The sequence below is a fragment of the Streptomyces sp. NPDC046881 genome, from assembly GCF_040645015.1.
In the GTDB taxonomy this organism is placed as follows: domain Bacteria; phylum Actinomycetota; class Actinomycetes; order Streptomycetales; family Streptomycetaceae; genus Streptomyces.
In genome coordinates this window covers 57,576-81,268 of sequence record NZ_JBEYXJ010000005.1, presented here as the reverse complement: position 1 = coordinate 81,268, position 23,693 = coordinate 57,576, and the positions used below count along the sequence as shown (strand labels likewise).

22 protein-coding genes, 1 other RNA gene and 1 pseudogene are annotated in these 23,693 nt (G+C 73.6%); 12 read left to right on the top strand and 12 right to left on the bottom strand.

Annotated features, from left to right (window positions below):
- Positions 1-57: 57 nt before the first annotated feature.
- Positions 58-1,269 (bottom strand): MFS transporter, encoded by a 1,212-nt coding sequence (locus ABZ923_RS04710; protein ID WP_361466774.1) that lies wholly within the window; start codon positions 1,267-1,269, stop codon positions 58-60.
- Positions 1,270-1,329: 60 nt separating this feature from the next.
- Between ABZ923_RS04710 and ABZ923_RS04705 the strand changes: the two genes are divergently transcribed.
- The gene (locus ABZ923_RS04705; RefSeq protein ID WP_361466772.1) at positions 1,330-2,343 is read left to right on the top strand and encodes an ArsR family transcriptional regulator; all 1,014 of its coding nucleotides are present in this window, start codon (positions 1,330-1,332) and stop codon (positions 2,341-2,343) included.
- Between the two features lie 437 nt (positions 2,344-2,780).
- On the opposite strand, the gene ABZ923_RS04700 is transcribed toward ABZ923_RS04705, so the two are convergent.
- Positions 2,781-3,566: a FadR/GntR family transcriptional regulator gene (locus tag ABZ923_RS04700; protein ID WP_361466770.1), complete on the bottom strand. Its 786-nt coding sequence runs from the start codon at positions 3,564-3,566 to the stop codon at positions 2,781-2,783.
- A 184-nt stretch (positions 3,567-3,750) separates the two neighbouring features.
- Between ABZ923_RS04700 and ABZ923_RS04695 the strand changes: the two genes are divergently transcribed.
- From ABZ923_RS04695 to ABZ923_RS04675, 5 genes are all read left to right on the top strand, one after another.
- Complete coding sequence (locus tag ABZ923_RS04695; RefSeq protein ID WP_361466768.1) at positions 3,751-5,475, top strand: L-lactate permease; 1,725 nt, start codon at positions 3,751-3,753, stop codon at positions 5,473-5,475.
- A 32-nt stretch (positions 5,476-5,507) separates the two neighbouring features.
- Positions 5,508-6,329: a (Fe-S)-binding protein gene (locus ABZ923_RS04690; protein WP_361466766.1), complete on the top strand. Its 822-nt coding sequence runs from the start codon at positions 5,508-5,510 to the stop codon at positions 6,327-6,329.
- The gene (locus ABZ923_RS04685) at positions 6,326-7,771 is read left to right on the top strand and encodes a LutB/LldF family L-lactate oxidation iron-sulfur protein (protein ID WP_361466763.1); all 1,446 of its coding nucleotides are present in this window, start codon (positions 6,326-6,328) and stop codon (positions 7,769-7,771) included. The genes ABZ923_RS04690 and ABZ923_RS04685 overlap by 4 nt, the downstream gene beginning before the upstream one ends.
- On the top strand, positions 7,768-8,412 hold the full coding sequence (locus ABZ923_RS04680) for an LUD domain-containing protein (protein WP_361466760.1): 645 nt from the start codon (positions 7,768-7,770) through the stop codon (positions 8,410-8,412). Before ABZ923_RS04685 ends, ABZ923_RS04680 begins: the two co-directional genes overlap by 4 nt.
- 67 nt (positions 8,413-8,479) lie before the next feature.
- Positions 8,480-8,992 carry an ATP-binding protein gene (locus ABZ923_RS04675; protein WP_361466758.1) on the top strand — a complete coding sequence of 171 codons (513 nt, stop codon included), beginning with the start codon at positions 8,480-8,482 and terminating at the stop codon, positions 8,990-8,992.
- Between the two features lie 59 nt (positions 8,993-9,051).
- Here the strand turns inward: ABZ923_RS04675 and rnpB are convergent.
- From rnpB to ABZ923_RS04660, 3 genes and pseudogenes are all read right to left on the bottom strand, one after another.
- An RNA gene (rnpB, locus tag ABZ923_RS04670) (RNase P RNA component class A) lies at positions 9,052-9,454 on the bottom strand.
- A 115-nt stretch (positions 9,455-9,569) separates the two neighbouring features.
- Positions 9,570-10,286 (bottom strand): annotated as a pseudogene (locus tag ABZ923_RS04665) (DMT family transporter); the annotation flags it as partial.
- Positions 10,287-10,345: 59 nt separating this feature from the next.
- Complete coding sequence (locus ABZ923_RS04660; RefSeq protein ID WP_361466755.1) at positions 10,346-11,194, bottom strand: AraC family transcriptional regulator; 849 nt, start codon at positions 11,192-11,194, stop codon at positions 10,346-10,348.
- Positions 11,195-11,353: 159 nt separating this feature from the next.
- Between ABZ923_RS04660 and yaaA the strand changes: the two genes are divergently transcribed.
- Both yaaA and eda read left to right on the top strand, forming a co-directional pair.
- The gene (gene yaaA, locus ABZ923_RS04655) at positions 11,354-12,136 is read left to right on the top strand and encodes a peroxide stress protein YaaA (RefSeq protein ID WP_361466753.1); all 783 of its coding nucleotides are present in this window, start codon (positions 11,354-11,356) and stop codon (positions 12,134-12,136) included.
- A gap of 72 nt (positions 12,137-12,208) precedes the next feature.
- Complete coding sequence (gene eda / locus ABZ923_RS04650; protein WP_361466750.1) at positions 12,209-12,871, top strand: bifunctional 4-hydroxy-2-oxoglutarate aldolase/2-dehydro-3-deoxy-phosphogluconate aldolase; 663 nt, start codon at positions 12,209-12,211, stop codon at positions 12,869-12,871.
- Here the strand turns inward: eda and ABZ923_RS04645 are convergent.
- The 3 genes from ABZ923_RS04645 to ABZ923_RS04635 are packed head-to-tail and all read right to left on the bottom strand — an operon-like array spanning position 12,843 to position 15,769.
- Positions 12,843-14,156: a bifunctional RNase H/acid phosphatase gene (locus ABZ923_RS04645; RefSeq protein ID WP_361466747.1), complete on the bottom strand. Its 1,314-nt coding sequence runs from the start codon at positions 14,154-14,156 to the stop codon at positions 12,843-12,845. The genes eda and ABZ923_RS04645 overlap by 29 nt on opposite strands.
- 16 nt (positions 14,157-14,172) lie before the next feature.
- Positions 14,173-14,916: a C4-type zinc ribbon domain-containing protein gene (locus ABZ923_RS04640; protein ID WP_361466932.1), complete on the bottom strand. Its 744-nt coding sequence runs from the start codon at positions 14,914-14,916 to the stop codon at positions 14,173-14,175.
- A 13-nt stretch (positions 14,917-14,929) separates the two neighbouring features.
- Positions 14,930-15,769, bottom strand: a complete 840-nt coding sequence (locus tag ABZ923_RS04635) for a Nif3-like dinuclear metal center hexameric protein (RefSeq protein ID WP_361466744.1) — start codon at positions 15,767-15,769, stop codon at positions 14,930-14,932.
- A 188-nt stretch (positions 15,770-15,957) separates the two neighbouring features.
- Here ABZ923_RS04635 and ABZ923_RS04630 point away from each other — a divergent pair, with 188 nt between their 5' ends.
- Together ABZ923_RS04630 and ABZ923_RS04625 are read left to right on the top strand one after the other, a co-directional pair.
- Complete coding sequence (locus ABZ923_RS04630) at positions 15,958-17,115, top strand: hypothetical protein (protein ID WP_361466742.1); 1,158 nt, start codon at positions 15,958-15,960, stop codon at positions 17,113-17,115.
- Between the two features lie 97 nt (positions 17,116-17,212).
- The gene (locus ABZ923_RS04625) at positions 17,213-17,368 is read left to right on the top strand and encodes a hypothetical protein (RefSeq protein WP_361466739.1); all 156 of its coding nucleotides are present in this window, start codon (positions 17,213-17,215) and stop codon (positions 17,366-17,368) included.
- Positions 17,369-17,443: 75 nt separating this feature from the next.
- On the opposite strand, the gene ABZ923_RS04620 is transcribed toward ABZ923_RS04625, so the two are convergent.
- Genes ABZ923_RS04620 through ABZ923_RS04610 form a run of 3 tightly spaced genes read right to left on the bottom strand, consistent with a single transcriptional unit; the run spans position 17,444 to position 20,368 of the window.
- Positions 17,444-18,382 carry a 3-oxoacyl-ACP reductase gene (locus ABZ923_RS04620; RefSeq protein WP_361466736.1) on the bottom strand — a complete coding sequence of 313 codons (939 nt, stop codon included), beginning with the start codon at positions 18,380-18,382 and terminating at the stop codon, positions 17,444-17,446.
- A 9-nt stretch (positions 18,383-18,391) separates the two neighbouring features.
- Positions 18,392-19,468 carry a Zn-dependent alcohol dehydrogenase gene (locus ABZ923_RS04615; protein WP_361466733.1) on the bottom strand — a complete coding sequence of 359 codons (1,077 nt, stop codon included), beginning with the start codon at positions 19,466-19,468 and terminating at the stop codon, positions 18,392-18,394.
- A 24-nt stretch (positions 19,469-19,492) separates the two neighbouring features.
- Positions 19,493-20,368 (bottom strand): MaoC/PaaZ C-terminal domain-containing protein, encoded by an 876-nt coding sequence (locus ABZ923_RS04610; protein WP_361466730.1) that lies wholly within the window; start codon positions 20,366-20,368, stop codon positions 19,493-19,495.
- Positions 20,369-20,658: 290 nt separating this feature from the next.
- Between ABZ923_RS04610 and ABZ923_RS04605 the strand changes: the two genes are divergently transcribed.
- Positions 20,659-21,939, top strand: a complete 1,281-nt coding sequence (locus ABZ923_RS04605; protein ID WP_361466727.1) for a histidine kinase — start codon at positions 20,659-20,661, stop codon at positions 21,937-21,939.
- A gap of 129 nt (positions 21,940-22,068) precedes the next feature.
- Here the strand turns inward: ABZ923_RS04605 and ABZ923_RS04600 are convergent, their stop codons facing one another.
- Positions 22,069-22,686, bottom strand: a complete 618-nt coding sequence (locus tag ABZ923_RS04600) for a TOPRIM nucleotidyl transferase/hydrolase domain-containing protein (protein WP_361466725.1) — start codon at positions 22,684-22,686, stop codon at positions 22,069-22,071.
- A 358-nt stretch (positions 22,687-23,044) separates the two neighbouring features.
- Between ABZ923_RS04600 and ABZ923_RS04595 the strand changes: the two genes are divergently transcribed.
- On the top strand, positions 23,045-23,686 hold the full coding sequence (locus tag ABZ923_RS04595) for a response regulator transcription factor (RefSeq protein WP_361466722.1): 642 nt from the start codon (positions 23,045-23,047) through the stop codon (positions 23,684-23,686).
- Positions 23,687-23,693 lie beyond the last annotated feature (7 nt).

Sequence of the window (23,693 nt, the reverse complement as noted above, 5' to 3'; positions counted from 1 at the left end):
GGCTGCGCGGTCCGGATGGAAGCCGGATGGAAGCGATGTTGAAGCTTCGTGCACTGCCTACTGCCGGGCGGGAACGGCGTCCTGGTCCCGGTTCTTCCCCCCGCCCGCCGTCGTCCCCCTGCGCAGTCCGGGCGCCAGCAGCAGGGTCGTGGCCAGCGATGCCGCCGCCGTCACCACGATCCCGGTGGCCGGTGACGTCAGCTCGGCCACCGAACCGGCCACCGCCGCTCCGAGCCCTTGCATGGTGAGCATCCCTGAGCTGTGCAGGCCCAGAGCCTGCCCGCTCAGCTCGTCGGGTGTCAGTGCCATCAGACGGTCCTGGAGCAGCAGCCCCGACGCGTACCCGAGGGTGGCGACCGTGACCAGCACCAGGGCGACCGGCAGGCCCGGATGCAGCGCGAACAGCAGGTAGGGGGCGGCGAGCAGGACGCAGAGCGGGACGGCCAGCCGGTCCCGCCACCGAGCGGACAGGAAGCGGCCCGCGACGACGTCGCCGGCCAGCATTCCGACAGCGCCGAGGGCGAAGAGCAGGCCGGCGTCGTCGGGCGAGTACGGGACGTAGAGCGACTCCACTCCCACGATCAGGCCGTTGGGCACCCACAGCGCGAGGTAGACGTACCGCCGGGGAAGCGAGGACCAGAGCCGTGCGTTGGTGCGCCAGGTCTCGGCGACCGACGTCCGCCCGGCTCCCCGCGGCGGCCGACTGCTGAGCCCCCAGCGCGCCACCACGGCGGCCAGCAGATACAGGGCCGCGGACAGGAGCAGCGTGCCGCGCGCCGAGAGCACCGTCACCAGTGCGCCGCCGGCCGCGAATCCGCAGATCTGGATGATCCCGAACGACATGTTGAGCATGGACCGCCCGATCAGGTAACCGTCCCGGGTCAGGATCTCGTTGAGCAACCCGTACCGCACCCCGCCGCTGACCGACCCCGCGACGCCAAGCCCCAGCAGCACCACGAACATCGCCCAGACCGGCAGGCCGGGGATCGCCTGCAGGGCCGTACCGGCACCGAAGAGCAGACTGAGGCCGGTCATGGCTGCGCGCGGCGGCAGCCGGTCCGCCCCGGACAGCACGGTGGCCGCTCCCACCATGTGGGCGAGCGCGGGGGCGAACATGGCCAGGGAGGACAGGAGAGCCGAGCCGGTCCGTTCGTACACCAGGATGCCGAGGGCCAGACCGCTCACCGTCTGGGCTGCCGTCTGCCCGGCCGCGGCGAGGAAGAGCGGAGTGAACTCCTTGGTGACGAAGAGCTCCCGATAAGTACGCATGGCGCAGAGTCTCTCCGGCATCATCGACGAGTCGTTAGACTTTCGCGGGGAGGCGAAACGATGAGCTGGTGGCGGGTCGACACGGACACTCTCGCCGGGAGCCGGTTCGCCACTTCTCCCCTGGCTGAGGCGCTGGCTGCTCTGAAGACCCTGCACCGCGGCCACGCGGCCCACCTCGGCGAGCGCCAGTGGCTCGACACCCACCTCGCCGGTTACCGGGCCCGCCTGGCCGATGACCCGGTCACGGCCGCCTTGGTCGAGGCGGCGCTCAGACGCCGGTGGAACGCGACTTTCCTGACCCCCACACCCCTCGGCGGAAGCGATCCCGCTTTCGCCGAGGAGTTGGAGCAGATCCGCAGCGTTCCGCCCGCCGTGGTCCTGGCCGACCTGGCGGAGTCGCTGAACGGCTCGCTGCCGGCCCTCCTGCGCCGCGACGACCTGGCCCAGCGGGCCGCAGACCTGCTGGAGTGGGTGTGGGCGGAGACCATCCAGCCCTCCTGGCCCCGCCGCAGGCGGATCATCGAAGCCGATATCGTGGCCCGCACCGCCCGCGCCGCCCTGCACGGGTGGGCCACCGCGTTGAACGAGATGCGCCCGGGAATGCGCTGGCTCGGGGACGACCGTCTTCAGACCACCGTCTGCGACAGCCCGCCGCTGGAGCTCTCCAGGGTGCAGCTGATGTTCGTCCCAGTCACCTTGAACCAGACCTGGGTCTGTTGGGACGTCCCTGCGGCCGGCGGTCGCAACGCGTATCCCGTCAGGCGGTACGCGGTCGTCTATCCCTGCTCGGGAGTCCTGGCCGACGACGAGCGCCGTGCGGCTCCGAAGGCCCTGGCCGCGCTGCTCGGCCCTGCCCGGGCCGAACTGCTCACCCTGCTCGACGCACCGAAGACCACCACCCAGCTGGTGGCTCTCACCGGCCTGCCTCTGGGGTCGGTGGGCCGGCATCTGCGGATCCTGCGCGAGGCCAACCTGACCCAGCGGCGGCGCGCGGGCCGCTCGGTCCTCTACTTCCGCACCGGGGCGGCCCAGGTCCTCATGGCGGCACAGTTCTCCGGGGCCGGCGGTCTCTGACGGAGAGGATTCTCCTACTGCAGGTCGATTTCTCGATTCCTGGCCGCCGGCCCGGATGCGACCCGGCCGATCTCTCCACACCGAGGAAGGGGCACCTGACCTGCGAAAACGTAGTGTGGCAGACGAGTCGGGCTGTACGCCGGGTTCTGTTCCCCGGGTTCCTCGCGGAGCCCGGGGCGACGGCCATCCATCCAGGGCCGGCGTCGCCGCCGGCCTCGTAGGGTCTGCCCGTGGACTCGGGCGGGCAGCCCTCGATCGTCGCCGTGCCCACCGCCGTCCGCCGACGGTATGACATACCGTCACTTGTGCGGCCCCAGCCACCCGTTGACGCTTCCCGACCCCTCACGCACCTCCCCGCAGGCGACCGCGTGGCCCTACGGCCAGACGTGCCGCACCGGCCGTCGCGCACCACCCCGCCCCTGCACGGCATCAGCCCTTCAGGCCGGCCCCGTCTCCGTCCCGGTCACCGCGGCCCCGGCCTCCGGCATGCTCAGGGCCTTGCGGACGACATCGTCGTGGAAGCCGCGGATGTGCTGCTCCACCAGGTCACCGGCGCGCTCCACGTCGCCCGCCGCGATGGCGTCGTAGATCGCGTGGTGGTCCGCCCGCAGCCGGGCGGCGATCGGCTCCCAGTCGGCGATCCGGTGGAACGCGGTGAGCAGGGTGCGCCGTACGGCGTTGCGGACGGCGACGGTCATGTCCGCCATCAGCCGGTTGCCCCCGGCCTCGGCGATGGCGACGTGGAAAGCGGTGTCGTGGTCGTTGAACAGCTCGCGGGTCAGGGCCTTGTCGTCCATGCGGATGAGCGGTTCCCGGATCCGGGCCAGGTCCTCCTGGCTGGCGTGGCCGGCGGCGAGACGGGCGCTGGAGCGTTCGAGCGTGGCGCGGGCCTCCACCACGTCGTCGAGGGGGAAGTTCGCCAGCGCCATGTGCAGGCGGAGCAACTGGGTGAGGCCGTTGCTCGGCATGGCGGTGATCACGCTGCCGGAATCCGGCCCGGTACCCACGCGGGAGCGCAGCACCCCCTGCGCCTCCAGGATCCGCAGGGCCTCCCGGACGGCCGCCCGGCTCACTCCGAGCAGCTCGACGAGCTCCCGCTCCGGCGGCAACCGGTCGCCGACGCTCAGGTTGCCCGCCAGGATCTGGTCCTCGATCCGGGCCAGCACGAGCTCGAAAGTGCGGGAACGCGGTACCGGCTCCCAGGCCGCACTCGGCTCCGCCATGGAAAGCCCTTTCATCCCGTTGAGGCAACACCCTTCCTTCTGATCATAGCTTGAGGCGCCCGATCTTTGGTCTGACCACAGCAATTTTCTGCCTTCCACCCTCTGGACACCGGTGACGGAATGGTGTCAGCGTGGAGGAGCCAAAGCATGGTCTGACCAAGCTCCGATGTGTTGCGAGGACTGCATGTACCAGCCGGATCTCTCCCCTCTCATGGACAGCCTGGCGCTCTCCGCTCTCGTCGCCGCCCTGCCCCTGCTCACCCTCTTCCTGCTCCTCGGCGGGCTGCGACTCAAGGCGCACTGGGCCGGACTCGCCTCCCTGGCCGTGGCGCTCATCGTCGCCGTGGCGTGCTACGGCATGCCCGTCAAGCTCGCGCTGCTGTCGACCGGTGAAGGCGCGGCCTTCGGTCTCTTCCCCATCATGTGGATCGTGGTCGCGGCGATCTGGCTCTACCAACTCACCGTCGTCACCGGCCGTTTCGAGGACCTGCGCCGCGCCTTCGGACTGATCAGCGACGATCCCCGGGTCCAGGCCGTCATCATCGCCTTCTGCTTCGGCGCCCTGCTCGAAGCCCTGGCGGGATTCGGCGCCCCCGTGGCGATCACCGGCGTCATGCTCATGGCCGTCGGCTTCGCGCCCGTACGGGCTGCGCTCACCGTGCTGGTCGCCAACACCGCGCCCGTCGCCTTCGGCGCGATCGCCATTCCCATCATCACGGCGGGCAACCTCACCAAGATCCCCTACACGGACATCGGTGCCTACGTCGGCCGGCAGACCCCCGTCGTCGCCCTGTTCGTGCCGCTGCTGCTCGTCCTGCTCGTCGACGGCCGCCGCGGACTGCGTCAGACCTGGCCCGTGGCGCTGGTGTGCGGCGCGGTCTTCGCAGCCACCCAGTTCGTCACCTCGAACTACATCTCGGTGGAGCTGACCGACATCATCGCCTCGCTCGCGGCCCTGGCGGCGGTCGTCCTCTTCCTGCGCGTGTGGCAGCCCGCCGGTGGCGAGCAGGCCAGAGCCGCCCTGCTGCGGGAGCGCGACGCGGAGCGGGGCGACGGCGCAGGCCCGGACGACGCTGTGCCGTCGGGCGCCCCGCGCGAGGAGGGCGGGGCCGGCGCCACGCGTCCGGTGCCCACCGCCACGGCCACCATCGAGCGACCGGACAGCGGAGCCCGGGTGGTCATGGCCTTCCTGCCCTACCTGATCGTGATCGCCGTCTTCTCCCTGGCGAAGCTGTGGACCCCCGCCAAGGAGTACCTGGCCACGACCGATCTCAAGCTCGGCTGGCCGGGTCTGGACGGGCACGTCCTCACGGCGGCGGGGCAGCCCTCCACCGCCACCGTCTACACCTTCCCCTGGCTGTCCTCCCCGGGCACGCTGCTGCTGCTGTCCGGTGTGCTGGTCACCGCTGTGTACCGGGTGAGCCCCCTCGTCGCGGTCCGGGAGTTCGGCGCCACGGTGGTCAGGCTGCGCTGGGCCCTGCTCACCGTCGCCTCCGTGCTGGCCCTCGCCTACGTGATGAACCTGTCCGGCCAGACCATCACGATCGGCACCTGGATCGCCGGTGCGGGCGCCGCCTTCGCCTTCCTCTCGCCGATCCTCGGCTGGCTGGGCACCGCCGTCACCGGCTCGGACACCTCGGCCAACGCGCTGTTCGCCACGCTCCAGCAGACCGCCGGGCACAAGGCCGGGCTCGACCCGACCCTGCTCGTCGCGGCCAACACCTCCGGCGGGGTCGTCGGCAAGATGATCAGCCCGCAGAACCTCACCATCGCGGCCACCGCGGTCGGCCTCGTCGGCCGGGAGTCGGTGCTGTTCCGGGCCGCCATCAAGTGGAGCCTGCTGCTCCTGCTGGCCCTGTGCGTCCTGGTCCTGCTGCAGTCCAGCCTGCTCGCCGGGATGCTCCCGTGAGCGCCGCCGCGCCCTCGTCGACCGGAGGAACCATGCGGATCGCCCTGTTCGTCACCTGCCTGACCGACACGCTCTATCCGGAGACCGGCCAGGCGGTCGTGAGGCTGCTGGAGCGCCTGGGCTGCGCGGTGGAGTTCCCCGCCGGCCAGACCTGCTGCGGCCAGATGCACTTCAACACCGGCTACCAGCGGGAGTGCGTGCCTCTCGTGCGCCGTTTCGCCGAGACCTTCGCCGGCTACGACGCGGTCGTCACCCCCTCGGGCTCCTGCGCGGCCATGGTGCGCGAGTACCACGGGCGGGTCGCCGAGGTGGCCGGGGACACCGGGCTGGCCGCGGCGGTGCGGGACACGCCGGCCGTCCACGAGCTGTCGGAGTTCATCATCGACGTCCTCGGCGTCACCGATGTCGGCGCCTACTTCCCGCACCGGGTCACCTTCCATCCGACGTGCCACTCACAGCGCATGCTCGGCGTGGGCGACAGGCCGCTCAGGCTGTTGCGGGCGGTACGCGGCATCGATCTGGTCGAGCTGCCGGCCGCCGAGCAGTGCTGCGGGTTCGGCGGCACCTTCGCCCTGAAGAACCACGACACCTCGGTGGCCATGTGCGCGGACAAGGCGCGGCATGTGCTGAGCACCGGAGCCGAGGTGCTGTGCGCGGGCGACAACTCCTGCCTCATGCACATCGGCGGCGTCCTGTCCCGGCTGCGTACCGGGGTACGCACCCTGCACCTGGCCGAGATTCTCGCCGCCACCGAGGAGGACCAGGCAGCGGCCGCCCCCTCCCGGTCGCGGCTCGCCCCGCACTCCGGGAAGCCCCGGCAGTCCCCTCGTACCGCGGAAAGGAACACCCCATGAGCGGCCCCACCTTCCTGGGCACGCCCGCCTTCCCGTCGGCGGCACGCACCGCGCTCGCCGACACCCGGCTGCGGCACAACCTCGCCCACGCCACCACCACCATCCGCCACAAGCGCGAGGAGGCGGTGACCGAGGTGGACGACTGGGAGGCGCTCCGCGAGGCCGGACGTGCCGTCAAGGAGCGCACCCTGCGCCACCTGGACCACTACCTGCTGCAGTTGGAGGAGCGGGTCACCGCGGCGGGCGGCCAGGTGCACTGGGCGCGCGACGGCCAGGAGGCGGCACGGATCGTCGTCGACCTCGTCCAGGCCACGGGCGAACGGGAGGTCGTCAAGGTCAAGTCGATGGCCACGCAGGAGATCGGCCTGAACGAGGCACTGGCCGACGCGGGCATCGCCGCGTACGAGACCGACCTGGCCGAACTGGTCGTCCAGCTGGGCGAGGACCGGCCCTCACACATCCTGGTGCCGGCCATCCACCGCAACCGGGCGGAGATCAGGGAGATCTTCCTGCGCACCATGGGGGAGCACGGCCGTGCGGCGCCGGCCGATCTGGGCGACGATCCGCGGGAGCTGGCCGAGGCGGCCCGCCGGCATCTGCGGGAGAAGTTCCTGCGCGCCAAGGTCGGGGTGTCCGGGGCGAACTTCCTGGTGGCCGAGACCGGCACCGCGGTCGTCGTGGAGTCCGAGGGCAACGGGCGGATGTGCCTCACCCTGCCCGAGACCCTCATCTCCGTCGTCGGCATCGAGAAGGTCGTTCCCACCTGGCAGGACCTGGAGGTCTTCCTCCAGCTGCTGCCCCGCTCCTCCACCGGCGAGCGGATGAACCCCTACACCTCGTCGTGGACCGGCACCACCGCGGACGACGGGCCGCGCGCCTTCCACCTGGTGCTCCTGGACGGCGGCCGTACCGACACGCTCGCCGACCCGGTCGGACGCCAGACGCTCAACTGCATCCGCTGCTCGGCCTGTCTGAACGTCTGCCCCGTCTACGAACGCGTCGGCGGGCACGCCTACGGCTCGGTCTACCCCGGCCCGATCGGTGCCATCCTCACCCCGCAACTGCGCGGCACCGCGGCCGAGGCCGACCGCTCGCTGCCGTACGCCTCGACGCTGTGCGGAGCGTGCTACGAGGTCTGCCCCGTCAAGATCAACATTCCGGAGGTCCTGGTTCACCTGCGGGCCCGAGTGGTCGACGAGGGCCGTACCCGAAAGGTGCCGAGTCCCGAGCGGCTGGCCATGGCCGCGGCGCGCTCGGTGCTCTCCAGCCCGTCCCGGCTGGCGGCGGCGCAGCGCGCCGCGGCCGCTGCCGGGCGGCTGGCCAGCCACGACGGCCGGATCAGCCGGCTGCCCGGCCCCGCCTCGGCGTGGACCGAGGCACGTGACGTACCGGCCCCGGCCCGGGAGAGCTTCCGGGCCTGGTGGAGGAGGACACACCGGTGAACGCGCGGACAGAAGTGCTCAGTCGTATCCGCCGGGCGCTCGCGGACGTCCCCGAAGGGGAGCGCCCCGAGGACGTACCCGTCACCCGTACCTACGCACGAGGCGGTACGGCGGCCGCCGGTTCCCCGGAGGTGCTGGAACTGCTCACCACGCGGCTCGCCGACTACGGCGCCTCGGTGCGACTGCTGACCGAAGAGGAGGCCCCCACGGCCATCGCACAGATGCTGAGCGCCCGCGGTGCCGCATGCGTCGTGGTGCCACAGGGCTTCCCCCCTGCCTGGTTGGCCGCACTCGGCCCGCACCGGGTGCTGGACGACCGTCCGCAGGTGCCCGTCCGCGAACTGGACCGGGTCGACAGTGTGGTCACGACCGCAGCCGTCGCGATCGCCGAGACCGGCACCCTCGTCCTGGACGGCGGTCCCGGACAGGGACGACGCGCTCTGACCCTGGTGCCCGACCACCATGTGTGCGTGCTGCGAGCCGAACAGGTCGTGGCCTGCGTTCCCGAGGCGCTGGCCCGCCTGGATCCCGTCCGGCCGCTGACGTTCGTCTCCGGACCCTCGGCGACCAGCGACATCGAACTCGACCGGGTGGAGGGTGTGCACGGACCGCGCACGCTCCACGCCCTCGTCGTCGTGTGACCCTGCGTCCGTCATGACAGGAGTTGTCATGCCTGCCCGAAACCGAGAACCGCGCCACCACGCTGCAGTGCCGTCCGACGTCACGGAGCCGCGCCCGCAGCACCCCAGCGCCCTCGCCGTCTGTGCCCTGCCGGCCGAAGAGGAGGCGGTGTCGCAGGCGAGAGCCTTCGTGGGGATGCAGTTGACGGCATGGCGGATCGGCGAGGAGGTGGTCGACGCGGCACGCCTCGTCGTCTCCGAGTTCGTGACCAACACGGTCCGGCACAGCCCCTCCGCCGACGTCAGCCTCCGGCTCACGCGTGCCCGGGCCGGCGTGTGGATCGAGGTCTTCGACAGCGGCACATGGCGCCCTCCGGCCACCGGTGGCCCGTACGACGATCTGTCGGAGGGCGGCCGGGGACTGATGCTGGTGCAGGCGCTGAGCCGGCAGTGCGGTGTGCACCGCACGGCGTACGGCACGTGTGCCTGGGCGACCATGTCGGAGCATCCGCCGGGGGGACGGCGGGCCCGCACAGGGGGCCGCCGCGCTCCGCGAACCACACCGGCACCACCACCGCCCCGAACGCCGGCCCGGCCGTGACGTCCACCGCCCGGCCACACCGCTCCGGGCCACGGCCGCCTCCCGCGAGAGCCGAGGGGCAGACGAGTCGGGCTGTACGCCGGGTTCTGTTCCCCGGGTTCCTCGCGGAGCCCGGGGCGACGGCCATCCATCTAGGGCCGGCGTTGCCGCCGGCCTCGTGCGGTCTACCCGCGGACTCGGGCGGGCAGCCCTCGATCGTCCGCGCAGGGACACCGGGGTGTCCCCTCTTGACCTTGCTCCGGGTGGGGTTTACCTAGCTGCCCAGGTCACCCTGGGCACTGGTGGTCTCTTACACCACCGTTTCACCCTTACCAGGGGCCGGAGCCCCGGGCGGTCTGCTTTCTGTGGCACTGTCCCGCGGGTCACCCCGGGTGGCCGTTAGCCACCACCCTGCCCTGTGGAGCCCGGACGTTCCTCGGGAAGCCCCCTAGGGGGACTCCACGCGGCCGTCCGCCCGGCTCGTCTGCCGTGCCGACCATGGTACCCGGCGGGAACCGGGCCGCGGACCGGCGGCGGTGGCCAGGACCGAGCCGGCCAGGATGAGCGCGAACGCGGCCAGCACCGGCAGGGTCAGCGGCTCGTGCAGGAACAGCGCGCCCGCGGCCACCGCGACCGCCGGGTTGACGTAGGTGATCACCGTGGCCCGGGTGGGGCCGGCCTCCCGGATCAGCTCCAGGAACGCGACGAAGGCCACCGCGGTGCAGATCACGCCCAGTCCGGCCAGCGCGGCCAGCACGGTGGGCGCGGGCACGGCGGACGGGCGGGTCAGCGCGGCGGCGGGGGCGTAGACCAGGGCGGCCAGGGACAGGCAGGCGGCGGTCAGGTGGAGGGAGGGGACCTCCTTGAGGCGGCGGGCCGCGATCAGCGGCGCGGTGGCGTAGCCCAGGACCGTCAGCAGGACCTCCAGCAGGGAGCGGGCGTCGCCGCCGGTGAGGTGCGGCAGGGTGAGGACCGCCACCCCGGCGAGGCCCAGGGCCAGGCCCGTCACGCGGCGGGCGCCGAGGTGTTCGGTGTCGCCGAGGAGCCGGGCCAGGACCACGCCGACGATCGGCACACCCGCGATCAGCAGGCCCGCCGTCGAGCTGGACAGGTGCCGCTCGGCGTCGGTGAGGGTGAACCAGGGGATCATGATCTCCAGGACCGCGAAGGCCAGCAGGGGCCGCCAATGGGTCCGTACCGCCGTGCCGAAGCCGCCTTGGCGCAGGGCGAACGGGAGCAGCAGGAGCGCCCCGAGCGCGCACCGCGTGAACACCACCACCGGCGGGGACACCGCGTCCACCGCCACCTTGATCATCAGATAGGGGATGCCCCAGACCACTCCCATCAGGGAGAACAGGAACCAGCCGCGTGCAGTCATGCGGCCGAGTGTCGGCCCGCCGGTCCGGGCCTGTCTTGAACGCTGTTGCGATAGGCCGCCGGGGTCACCCCGAGCACCCGGCGGAACCAGCGGGTCAGGTGCGCCTGGTCGGCGAAGCCGACGAGGGGGGCCACCTCGGCGGGGCGCAGGCCGCTCTCCAGCAGGACCCGCGCCTTGGTCACCCGGTGCTGGGCGAGCCAGGCGTAGGGGGGTATGCCCATCGTCGTACGGAAGGCGCGCAGCAGCTGGTAGCGGGAGAGGCCGAGGTCGGTGGCGAGCAGGGCCAGGGAGGGCGGGTCGGTGAGTTCGTCGGCGAGGCGGTCGCGGACCGTGCGGGCTATGGCGTCGGCGCCGGGGACGCGGTCGGGGGCCGGTCGCGCGGTGGAGTGGCGCCGGGCGAGGGCGGTCAGCAGCCAGGGCAGGACGGACTCGGCCTGCAGGGGGTCGGGGCAGGCGCTCAGTTCCGTGTGGGCGGTGCGCAGGACCGTGGCCAGCGCGGGGTCGTCGACGAGGGGTTCGCGGAAGTGCGGCAGGCCGCCGAGGGTGCCGTCCGCCAGCAGGGACGGCTCGGCGTACAGGGCCCGGTAGGCGTAGCCGTCGGTGGCGTTGCCGGGGCCGCCGGTGTGCATCTCGCCGGGTTCGAGGACGACGATCCGCCCCGGTCCGGTGCGGATGTGGCCGCCCCGGTAGTCGATGATCTCGGAACCGCCGACGCAGACCCCGATGGTGTACTCGTCGTGGGCGTGCGGGGCGTAGACGTGCCGGCGGAAGCTCGCGGTGAGCAGGTCGAGCGGGGGCCCGCAGCGGCCCAGCCGGGCCCGTGTCCACCGTGCCTGTTCCCCCATCGGACCCTCTCCTCCGTGCCGCCTCCGCCCAGGGTGCAACGCCGTACGACCCCGCTTCCATGCCCAGGGGCCGGACCTGCGGCTTCCGGCAGGCGCGGGTCGGAACGGGGCGGGCGGTACGCCGTACCCTGGCGCGGAGGTCAACGTGAGGAGTACGTGGTGCTGGTCCTGCTGCCGCCCTCGGAAGGCAAGGCGAACTCGGGCGAGGGCGCCCCGCTGGAGCTCGGGTCGCTGTCCCTGCCGGGGCTGACCGCCGCCCGGGAGGCGGTGCTCGGGGAGCTGGTGGAGCTGTGCTCCAGCGACGAGGAGAAGGCCCGCGAGGTGCTGGGGCTGAGCGAGGGCCTGCGCGGTGAGGTCGCGAAGAACGCCGGGCTGCGCACGGCCGGCGCCCGTCCCGCCGGGGAGATCTACACCGGTGTCCTCTACGACGCCCTGGGCCTGGCCACGCTGGACGCGGACGCCCGCCGGCGCGCGGCGGACTCGCTGCTGGTGTTCTCCGGGCTGTGGGGCGCCGTGCGGGTGACGGACCGGATCCCCTCCTATCGCTGCTCGATGGGCGTGAAGCTGCCGGGGCTCGGTGCGCTGGCCGGGCACTGGCGGGCACCGATGGCCGAGGTGCTGCCGGCGGCGGCCGGGGCGGGGCTGGTGCTGGACCTGCGCTCCTCGGCGTACGCGGCGGCCTGGCGGCCGAAGGGCGAGGTGGCCGGGCGGACGGCGACGGTGCGGGTGCTGCACGCGCCGACCCGGAAGGTGGTCAGCCACTTCAACAAGGCGACGAAAGGCCGGATCGTCCGCAGCCTGCTGACCGCCGGCGCCGTGCCGGAGGACCCCGCCGCACTGGTGGCGGCGCTGCGGGACCTGGGGTACGCCGTGGAGGCGGAGGCACCCGGGAAGGCGGGGAAGGCGTGGGCGCTGGACGTGCTGGTGGACGAGATCCACTGAGCCGCCCCCGCTTGCGTTGCAGCATGCGCAACGCTCATTGCGGGTGATGCAGCCGCTGGGCACGATGAGGTCATGACCTCGCCGCTGCCCTCCTCCTCGGCTGCCTCCGTCCTGGATCTCGCCCCCGTCGTGCCCGTCGTGGTGCTCGCCGACGCCGCCGACGCCGTACCGCTCGCGCGGGCACTGGTGGCGGGCGGGCTGCCGGCGATCGAGGTGACCCTGCGGACCCCGGCGGCGCTGGACGCGATCCGGGCGATCGCCGAGGGGGTCCCGGAGGCCGTGGTCGGGGCGGGCACGGTGATCACACCGGAGCAGGTGGGCGCGGGTACGGCGGCCGGGGCGCGGTTCCTGGTCAGTCCCGGCTGGACGGAGGCGCTGCTGGCGGCGATGCGCGGGTCCGGGGTGCCGTTCCTGCCCGGGGTGTCGACCACCTCGGAGGTGGTCGCGCTGCTGGAGCGCGGGGTGCGGGAGATGAAGTTCTTCCCGGCGCAGGCGGCGGGCGGTACGGCGTACCTGAGGTCGCTCGCGGGGCCGTTGCCGCAGGCCCGGTTCTGCCCCACCGGCGGGATCGGCCCGCAGACCGCGCCGGAGTACCTGGCCCTGCCCAACGTCGGCTGCGTGGGCGGGAGTTGGATGATCCCGGCGGATGCGGTGGCCGCCGGGGACTGGGGCCGGATCGAGCGGCTGGCGCGGACCGCGGCCGGGCTCAGGGACGCAGGTGAGAGGTGTCGTTGAACAGCCGTACGCTCGCGTTGCCGTCCGCGTAGTACGCCACCGCCGACAGGGAGGCCGCCGAGAGCTCCATCCGGAACAGCGACTCGGGCGGGGCGCCGAGGGCGAGCCGGATCAATGTCTTGATCGGGGTGACGTGCGTGACCAGCAGGACCGTACGGCCCGCGTGGGCCGCGACCAGCTTGTCCCGGGTGGCGGCGATCCGGGTGGCCGTCTCGGCGAAGCTCTCGCCGCCACCGGTGGGGTGGGCCTCCGGGTCGGCGAGCCAGGCGTTCAGGTCGTCCGGGTGGCGCTCGCGGACCTCGCCGAAGGTCAGGCCCTCCCACGCGCCGAAGTCCGTCTCGCGCAGGCCGTCCTCGACCGTGACGTCCAGGTTCAGCCGGGCGGCGACGATGCCGGCGGTCTCGCGGGTGCGGGCGAGGGGTGAGGCGACGATCGCCTGGATCGTGCCGCGCCGGGCGAGCGCCTCCGCGACCCGGTGCGCCTGTTCCCGGCCGGCGACGGAGAGCGAGGGGTCGCTGCCGCCGCTGCCGGAGAAACGCTTCTGGGGGGTCAGCGGGGTCTCGCCGTGCCGGAGGAGGACGAGCGTGGCGGGGGCGCCGAGGTCGGGGGCGGCGCTCCAGCCGGGGGTGCTGGGGAGGCGCTGCTCGCCGCGGGGTGCCGCCGCGGCGGTCTCCGTCTGTCGTACCGCTTCCGCTTCGACGTCGTCCTCGGCCGGAGCCGCCACCGGCCTCTCCTGGCCGGCGGTGCGACCCTCCGCCAGCGCCGCGCGGGCCTTCGCCGCACCCGCCGCCGCGTCCCCGGGCGGGCCCGACGGCTCGGGGACGGCGGGCGGGATGTCCAAGGCCGCCCTGGACTCGGACGGGGACCATTGCCAGCCCTTCGCGCCCGCGTCCATCGCCTCGTTGGCCAGGCGGTCCGCGTGCTTGTTCTGCTCGCGCGGGATCCACTCGTACGTGACCCGGTCCGGCGGGAAGACCGACCTCGCCTCCGCGGCCAGGGGCTTCATGCCGGGGTGCTTGATCTTCCAGCGGCCCGACATCTGCTCGATGACGAGCTTGGAGTCCATGCGGACGTGGACCCGCGCGGTGGGGTCGAGCGCGTGGGCGGCGCGGAGGCCGGCCAGAAGGCCGCGGTACTCGGCGACGTTGTTCGTGGCGACGCCGAGGTACTCGGCCACCTCCGCCAGGGTCTGCCCCGTCGCCGCGTCGCAGACCACGGCCCCGTAGCCCGCGGGCCCGGGGTTGCCCCGCGAGCCGCCGTCGGCCTCGACGATGAACTCCCGCACCGGCCCCACCCCTTGCCTACAGACCCGACTCCGCCGTACGCACCAGGATGCGGCGGCAGTTCTCGCAGCGGACGACCGTGTCCGGCGCCGCCGAGCGGATCTCGTTCAGCTCGGTGATGGCCAGCTCCTGCCGGCAGCCCTGGCAGGTGCGGGCGTACAGCTTGGCCGCGCCGATGCCGCCCTGCTGCGCGCGCAGTTTGTCGTACAGCTTGAGCAGGTCGGCGGGGACGGAGGCGGCGACGACCTCGCGCTCCTTGGTCACCGAGGCCACCTCGCCGTCGATCTCCTCGAACGCCGCGTCCCGGCGGCCGGTCGCGTCGTCGATCTTCGACTGCACGGAGGCGACCCGCCCGGTCAGCTCGCTCACCCGCTCCTGCGCGGCCTCGCGGCGCTCCATGACCTCCAGGACGACGTCCTCCAGGTCGCCCTGCCGCTTGGCGAGGGAGGCGATCTCGTGCTGGAGGTTGGACAGGTCCTTGGGCGAGGTGACCGCGCCGGAGTCCAGGCGCTGCTGGTCGCGGGCGGCGCGCTGGCGCACCTGGTCGACGTCCTGCTCGGCCTTGGTCTGCTCGCGGGCGCAGTCGCTCTCCTCGGTCTGCGCGGCCACGAGCAGGTCGCGCAGCTGCGTGAGGTCCTTCGTCAGCGACTCGATCTCGGCGTGCTCGGGCAGGGACTTCCGCTTGTGCGCGAGCTGCTGCAGGCGGACGTCGAGGGCCTGGACGTCGAGGAGGCGGATCTGGTCGGCGGGCGCGGCGTTCAGTTGGGGGCTCCTGTTAGCTAGAGGGGGTGGTGGACGCCGCGTGGGCGGTCCAGGGGTCGGTGACCGTCTTGGAGACGTGGACGCGCAGGTCCCAGCCGTGGCGGTCGGAGATCTCGTCGAGCTGGCTCGCGGCCAGCTCGCACCAGGGCCACTCGGTGGCCCAGTGCGCCGCGTCGAGCAGCGCGAGGGGGCCGTGGGCCACCGCCTCGGACGCGGGGTGGTGGCGCAGGTCGGCGGTGAGGAAGGCGTCGACGCCCGCCGCGCGGACCTGCTCGAAGAGGCTGTCGCCGGAGCCGCCGCTGACGGCGACCGTGCGGACGACCGCGTCGGGGTCGCCGGCCACCCGGATGCCCTGCGCGGTGGCGGGCAGCCGCTCGGCGGCGCGGGCGGCCAGTTCGCGGACGGTGAGGGGGTGGTCGAGTTCGCACACGCGGCCGAGGCCCCGGCACCCGTGCGGGTCGGTGGGGTCCGGCACGAGGGGCCGTACGACGCGGAGGTCGAGGGCTCCGGCGAGGGCGTCGGAGACCCCCGGGTCGGCGGTGTCGGCGTTGGTGTGGGCGACGTGCAGCGCGATGTCGTTCTTGATGAGGGTGTGCACGACCCGGCCCTTGAAGTGCGTGGCCGCGACCGTGGTCGTCCCGCGGAGGTAGAGCGGGTGGTGGGTGACGAGCAGGTCGGCGCCGAGCTTCACGGCCTCGTCGACGATCTCCTGGACCGGGTCGACGGCGAACAGGACCCGGGTGACCTCCTGGTCGGGGTCGCCCACCACCGTGCCGACCGCGTCCCAGGACTCGGCCCGCTCGGCGGGCCACAGGTTCTCCAGCGCGGCGATGACTTCAGACAGACGGGGCACGGCCCAAGGCTACCTGGCTGCTCGGCGCGGCTGTACCGCATGCGTCCGGTCTGTCCCCGGTCAGCACAGACGCCCCGGTTTCCTCAGGTGAATCGCTTCTGCGCCACCCGTACGTGTGAAGACGGGAGACAGGGGGTCCCCCGCCTGTGCGTGCGAAAACTAGCTTCGTCGCCGGAGGTGACCGAACGATGACGGCCTGTGCTATCGAATCACCGTCCACGGGCGGGGCCGACGGCGTGCCGGGAGCGGGGTGCGCGATCACGGCGGACGGCGCGTACGCCGCCCGGCTCGCGCGGGACGGTGACTCCTGGTTCCCGGAGCGCTGGACCCTGGACGGCCCGGAGCCGTACGCGGTGCCGCTGCCCGGCGGCCGGCCGGAGGAGCCCGGCACCGAGGTGCAGCCGATGGGCGACGGGCGGGTGCTGATCCACCGGCCGGCGGAGCCGCGGCACGCGTTCGCGCTGCTGTACCCGACCGGACCCGGCACCGGTGAACTGCCGCTGGGCGCGGTGGAGTGCCCCGAGCCCGGCACCCGGCTCACCCTGCTGCCGCCGGCGCCGGGGGGCGTGCGGGCGTACGCCCTCGCCGTCGGGCCGCGCTCCAGCGCGGTGTGGCTGGTGGCGGGCGGGGCGTTCGGCCCCGAGCGGCTCGCCGAGGTGCCGGGGCGCTGCTCGGGCGGGGTCTGGCTGGACGGCGCCGGGCGGCTGCTGGCGCTCGACCGGGAGCTGGGCGGGCGCACCAAGACGGTGGTGCTGGACCTGGCGCGCGCGGAGGTCTCGCCGCTGCTGCAGATCACGGAGGGCAGCGACGACCGGCTGCTGCTCGCCGACCCGGACAGCGGCCTGCTGCTGATCGCCTCCGACGCGCCCTGCCCGGGGCAGGAACGATTGGGCTGGGGCGTGCTCGGCAGCACCCTGCCGGTGCGGTTCCCGGAGTGCCTGCGGGTACCGGACTGCGTGGTGACGCCGTTCGCGATCCAGCCGGGGCAGGTGCTGATGCCGGAGAACTGCGCGGTGGGCCTGCGGTTCGACGGCGCGCTCGGCACCTGGGTGGGTACCTGGCGGCCGGCCGAGCGCCGGGTCCGGCACCTTCCGGCGCCCGAGGGCTGGCTGGCGGGGGCCGGGGTGTGGACGCGGGAGGGGCTGCTGCGGCTGCCGTACGCGACGCAGGAGACGCCGTGCGGTGTGGCGGACCTGACGGCGCCGGCGGAGCCCGTCCGGGACAGCGGTGCCGAGCCGGTGCCCGCGCCGGTCCCGCGGGAGGCCGAACCGGAGCCCGCGGTACGGGCGGTGACCCGGCCCGTGCCCCTGCAGCAGGCACCTCTGGGACGTCTTGTAACGAACTAGTGCCGGTTGGCGTGTGCGCCTGGATTCGGGCCGCGGTGTGCCGGTTAGACTCGCCCGGCTGTACGAAAGATCATGGTTGACGGGGTGAATACGTCCGATGAGCGACACCAGCACGACCGAGCAGCTGTCTGCCGGCTCCGAGACCGCCGGCCACGGCCGGCACCGCGGCCCGGTCGCGGCCCAGGAGAGCGACACGACTCCGCACGGCCGGCACCGCAAGCCGGTCCAGGAGACGGTCGAGGCGGCTGCCTGACGGCAGGGAAGAAGAGGGGGCGTCCGCTCGGCGGGCGCCCCCTTCGCCGTCTCCCCTCACCCGGACCCGGGTGCCCTAGCCTCGCCTGAGCCCGAGCACCTCCGCCGCCGCGAAGGTCTCCCCGGGCGGCCGGGCCGCGTAGTGCGGGGTGAGCAGTGCGTCGAGTTCGTCGTAGGTGAACGTCTCCTGCTTGCTGTCGAATGTGGCCCGCACCCGCGGCCGTTCGATCACGGCCACCATGCCGCCGTGCACGACGAGCAGCTGGCCGTTGACCCCGGCGGCGGCCGGTGCGGCCAGGTAGCCGACCAGTGGGGCGACATGCTCGGGAGCGAGCGGGTCCAGGCCCTCGTCCGGCTTCCGCAGGCCCGCGAAGACGTCCTCGGTCATCCGGGTCCGGGCGCGCGGGCAGATGGCGTTGGCGGTGACGCCGTACTTGGCGAGGGCGAGGGCGGTGGAGGTGGTCAGGCCGACGATTCCGCCTTTTGCCGCAGCGTAGTTGGGCTGGCCTGCCGATCCGGCCAGGAACGCCTCCGAGGAGGTGTTCACGATCCGCCCGTACACCGTCCCGCCGGCCGCCTTGGCCCGCTCCCGCCAGTGCGCGGCGGCGAAGCGGGTGGTGTTGAAGTGGCCTTTGAGGTGGACGCGGATCACCGAGTCCCACTCGTCCTCCGTCATGGAGAAAACCATGCGGTCGCGCAGGATGCCGGCGTTGTTGACGAGGATGTCCAGCTTGCCGAACGTGGCGATCGCCGACTCGACCAGTCCACGGGCGTCTTCGAAGTCGGAGACGTCGCCGGTGTGCGGTACGGCGGTGCCGCCGGCCACCCGGATCTCCGCCGCGACCTGCTCGGCGGGCCCCGCCGACGCGGCGCCCGAGCCGTCCCGTCCGGGCTGCCCGTAGTCGTTGACGACGACCGCCGCGCCGAGCCGGGCCAGTTCCAGGGCCTCGGCACGGCCGAGGCCGCGTCCGGCGCCGGTGACGATCGCGCAGAGGCCCGCGAGTGGCAGTGACATGCCCCGTCCTCAGATCTCGATGCAGGTGCGCAGGGCGGTCCCGGTGCGCATCTGGTCCAGCGCCTCGTTGATCCCGGCGAGCGGCACCCGGTGGGTGATCAGGCCCGCGAGGTCGACGCGGCCGGCCCGCCACAGGGCGATCGTGCGCTCGTAGGAACGCAGCACGTCACCGCCGCCGTACAGGGACGGCAGGATGCGCTTCTCGTCGAAGAACAGCTCGAACATGGTGAGCCGGAGGTGGTCGTCCACGGCGCCGGCGCCGACCACGACGAGGGTGCCGCCGCGCCGGGTGGCGTCGTAGGCGGTGCGGGCGGTGGCGGACCTGCCGACGACCTCGAAGACGTAGTCGAAGCCCTCGCCGCCGGTCACCTGCTGCTTGACGTCGGCCAGTTCCTCCGGCGAGACGGCCCTGGTGGCGCCGAACCGGAGGGCCGACTCGCGCCGGGAGGCGACCGGGTCGACGGCGACGATCTCGGCGGCGCCCTTCAGCCGTGCCCCCTGTACGGCGGAGATGCCGACGCCTCCGCACCCGATGACGGCGACCGACGAACCGGCGGCCACGTCGGCGGTGTTGAGGGCGGCGCCGAGGCCGGTGGTGACCCCGCAGCCGATCAGGGCGGCGATGTCGAAGGGCACGTCCTCGGGGATCGGCACGGCGCAGCCGGCGTCGACCACGACCTCCTCGGCGAAGGTGCCGGTGCCCGCGAAGCCGAACACGTCGCCGCCGGAGCGCCGGAAGTTGGGGGTGCCCGCGTTCACGAACCCGGCCAGGCAGAGCTGGGTCTGCCCGCGCCTGCAGGCGGGACAGGCACCGCAGGCCGGCAGCCAGCACAGGACGACCCGGTCCCCGGGCTTCAGGTGCCGTACGCCGTCGCCCATGTCGAGGATCTCGCCGGCGCCCTCGTGACCGGGGACGAAGGGGGCCGGCTGGGGCAGCACGCCGTTCATCGCGGACAGGTCCGAGTGGCACAGCCCGGTGGCGCGCACCCGGACCCTGACCTTGCCGGGGCCGAAGCCCACCGCTTCGACGTCGTCGAGGACCTCCAGCTTTTCCTGGCCGATCTCGTGCAGTACGGCTGCGCGCATGGTGCGGCTCCCCTCACAGGCTTCTCAGGAGTGCTGAACGATGGTGTCGGCGAGCACCGGAGCGTCCCCGCGCTCCACGGCACCCACCGTGACCCGCACCCGCCCCTCCTCGCGCCACATCCGCACGCGCAGGGTCTCCCCCGGGAACACGACCCCGGCGAACCGGGTGGCGTAGCCGCGCACCCGGGTCACGTCGCCGCCGAGCAGCGTGTCCACGACCGCCTTGAGGGTGATGCCGTAGGTGCACAGGCCGTGCAGGATCGGCCGGTCGAAGCCGGCGAGCTTGGCGAACTCGGGGTCGGCGTGCAGGGGGTTGTAGTCGCCGGAGAGGCGGTAGAGGAGGGCCTGGTCGGCGCGGACGGGCCGGTCCACGGTCCGGTCGGGATCGCCGGCGGGCGGGTCCGGGCGGGCGGAGGGTCCGCGGTCGCCACCCCAGCCGCCCTCGCCGCGTACGAAGATCCGGGCGTCGTTGGTCCACAGCGGGCCGTCCGCGTCGGCGACTTCGGTGCGCATGACGAGGACGGCGGCCTTGCCCTTGTCGTACACGGCGGCGATCCGGCTGGTGGCGGTGGCGGTGCCGGCGACCGGGATCGGCCGGTGCAGGGTCAGCTCCTGGCCGCCGTGCAGGACCTTGGCCAGGTCGACGTCGACGCCTGGCATGGACAGTCCGCTGATCACCCCGGGGGAGCCGGCGCCCGCGACGGTGGCGAAGCTCGGCAGGACGTGCAGCCGGGTCTCCAGGGTGTAGCGCAGCTCGTCCGGATCGGTGGCGGGGCTGTCCTTGTCCGGGTTGGCGCCCGCGCCGATGCCGAGGTGGTAGAGCTGGACGTCCTTGGCGGTCCAGCCGATCTCGCCGGAGCGGGGTTCGGCGGCGAGGGCCTGGGCTGCGTCGATGGGCATGGGGCTCCTGACGGGTCTCAAGACCTCGGTGCGGACGTCCGCACCGTCGGCCGCACCGAGGTCGTCCACGTGCGGACCTAGAACGCGTTCCAGTCCGGCGCCCTCTGTATAGCCCAGCGCTCCGCAGTTGTGAAGGCTCCTGACGTCGTGTCAGCTCTGGTGGCGCGGCTGTGACATTTGTCCCGCCCGGGTCGGTACATGTGTGTCTGCCGGGGGCGGGGCGGTTGTTCGTACGCTGTGCTGTCGTACCGCCGTCGGCGGGGACCATCTGACCGGGGGAAACACCAGACATGACGTGGATGCGGAGAGCGCGCTGCCACATACGGGGCCTGCGGACCGAGCGCCGTCGGTGGCGGGCCGACATGGAGCGGGCCAGGGCCGCTCGACGCGCCGCCCGCAAGCGGGACGCGGATCCCGCCACCGCGGACCATCCGGGCCCGCCGCCCACCGGGTTCTCCCTGCTGCCCTGGCTGCTGATGGGCATGGGCTCCTTCTCGAACCTGCTGCAGGGCCGGACCCCGAACCCGTGGATCGGCGGCCTGGGCCTGCTGGCCTTCAACTCGCTCTACGTCTACATCACCTTCCGCGCCTTCGACCGGGCCAAGCGGGAGTCGGCGTCCACCCGGGTGGCGCTGGGCCTGCTCGCCCTGCTCACCACGGGCCTGGCCCTCGGCTACGGCGGCAGCTGGCTGATGTTCTTCCCGCTGCTGGGCCTGGCCACCGGTGCCGTCCTGCGCGGGCCCTGGCTGGGCCGCACCGGCATCCTGCTGGCGGTGTACGCGGGGGCCGTCTCCGCCGTCCGCGACGACTGGGCGAACGCGACGAGCATGGCCTACGGCACCTTCATCTCCGCCATGGTGACCGCGGCGATCCTCAGCCTCTCCGAGGCCGTGCGGGAACTGCGGGCCGCCCGCGAGGAGCTGGCGCGGCGCGCGGTGGAGCAGGAGCGGCTGCGCTTCTCCCGCGATCTGCACGATCTGCTCGGGCACACCCTGTCGGTGGTCGTGGTGAAGTCCGAGGCGGCCCGCCGGCTGGCCCCGCGCGATCTGGCCGCGGCGCTGGCGCAGATCTCGGACATCGAGTCGGTGGGCCGGCAGGCGCTCACCGAGATCCGGGAGGCGGTGACCGGCTACCGCGAGGGCAGCCTGGCCACCGAGCTGACCCGGGCCCGGTCGGCGCTGTCCGCGGCGAGCGTGCAGCCGGTGGTCCGCCAGTCCGGGGCACCGCTCGCCCCGCAGACCGAGGCACTGCTCGGCTGGGTGGTGCGCGAGGCGGTCACCAACGTCGTCCGGCACAGCCGCGCGAGCCGCTGCGAGATCACCGTGGAGGGAGCAGCCGAACGGGTCCGGCTGACGGTCACGGACGACGGCACCGGCACCGGCACCCCCGGAGGTGTCGGCGGCACCGGGCTGAAGGGGCTGACCGAGCGCCTCGCGGCGGCGGGCGGCTCCCTCACGGCCGGCCCGGCGCCGCGCGGCGGCTTCGCGGTCACCGCCGACCTCCCGGCCGGCGGTGCGGAGCCGGTGCCGCCCGCGGCTACGGCGCCCACGGCGAACCGACCGCCCAGCTGACGTCGTTCACCCAGGACGTGGCGCTGTCCAAGGCGTTGGACCCGCCATTTGGGGGCCGCCCGGAGCCGTCAACCCCACCGAACCGGACCATGCCGATTCTTTACGGCCGGCTTCCTGCGGCCGGCGCCTTCACAAGCCGGCGAACAGGCCGTCGAGCGGGGCCGGGACGCGGGCGGGGTCGAGCGCCTCGACCAGGACGCGGCCGTAGTGGATCTTGCGCCCCTTCTTCGTGCCGAGGAAGCGCCGCAACTGCTGCTGCGGGCTGCGGCCTTGTTGCGCGGGCTGGCGCAGGAAGGTGTCCAGGGCGCGCTCGTCGCCCTCCGCCCGGACCAGTTCCGCCACCCGGGTCACGCCCAGCGCCCGGATCAGCTCGTCCTCCAGGTCCGCCGCGCAGACGAAGAACCCGTGCCGCACCGCGCCGGCCCGCTCCCAGCCGCGGGCGTAGTAGCCGCGCTCGCGCTCGTCGCACAGCCCCGTGAGGCGCAGGTCCAGCCCGGACGGCCCGAGGAGGCGGGCGAAGCGGCCGACGTTCATCGCCCCGCCCATCGACAGGACGCAGACCCCCTCGGCCGCCAGGTCCCGGCCCCGGCGCGCGGCCAGCGCGCCGACCGCCGCGGCGTCGCTCGGTCCTTCCAGCAGGACGACCGTCCGGACGGGCAGCCGCGCGGCCAGCTCCCGCGCGGGGGCCTCGGACCCCCCGGCCGCCCACGCGGTGACCGCCTCCCCGAACGCGCCCATGTCAGCCATGGGAAGAGTCTCCGCCCTTCCCTGACGCTCGGGTAGCCGATTTCCACCACCGGGCCCGCGGCGGCCTGGGCGACGGCGGTGAGGAGGCCTCCTGTTCCGGGCGGCCGGGGGCGCTCCGGCCGGGGCGCGGACGGCGGCACCGAACCCGGCGTCGGCGCGGGGCACTTGCCGCCCGCTCGCGGGCCGCAGGCAGGACCCGGGCCCAGCCCGGACGGCCCCGGCCCGCCACGGGCGGCCACCCCCAGGACACGGAGGGCCGCCCCCGTGCCGGTGCAGGACGCCGGTGCCCTGGCGTGCCGGGGCAGCAGCCCGGTGCCGGCCCGGTCCCCTCGCCCCCGCGCCGCCGTAACCTGGCTCCATGAACGAGATGCCCCGGGACCGCCGGCCCGCCCCGTGCATCCGGGTGCTGCTCGCCGAGGACCAGGGCATGATGCGCGGCGCTCTCGCCCTGCTGCTCGGCATGGAGGAGGACATCGAGGTCGTGGCCCAGCTGGCGGCGGGGGACGGCATCGTGGACGCCGTGCTCACGCACCGGCCGGACGTGGCCCTGCTGGACATCGAACTGCCGGGCAGGAGCGGGCTGGACGCGGCCGCCGAGCTGCGGGACCGGGCGCCCGACTGCCGGGTGCTGATCCTCACCACCTTCGGCCGGCCCGGCTATCTGCGCCGGGCCATGGAGGCCGGCGCGGCCGGGTTCCTCGTCAAGGACGGGCCGGTGGAGGAGCTGGCCGCGGCGATCCGGCGGGTGCTCACCGGGGAGACCGTGGTCGATCCGGCGCTGGCCGCCGCCGCGCTCAGCGCCGGGCCGAATCCGCTGACGGCCCGTGAGTGCGAGGTGCTCCAGGCGTCGGTGGACGGGGCGACCGTCGCCGACATCGCCGGAAAGCTGCACCTGTCCGAGTCCACCGTCCGCAACTACCTCTCCTCCGCGATCGGCAAGACCGGCACCCGCAACCGGGCCGAGGCGGTCCGGGAGGCCCGGCAGCAGGGCTGGCTGTGAGCGGTGT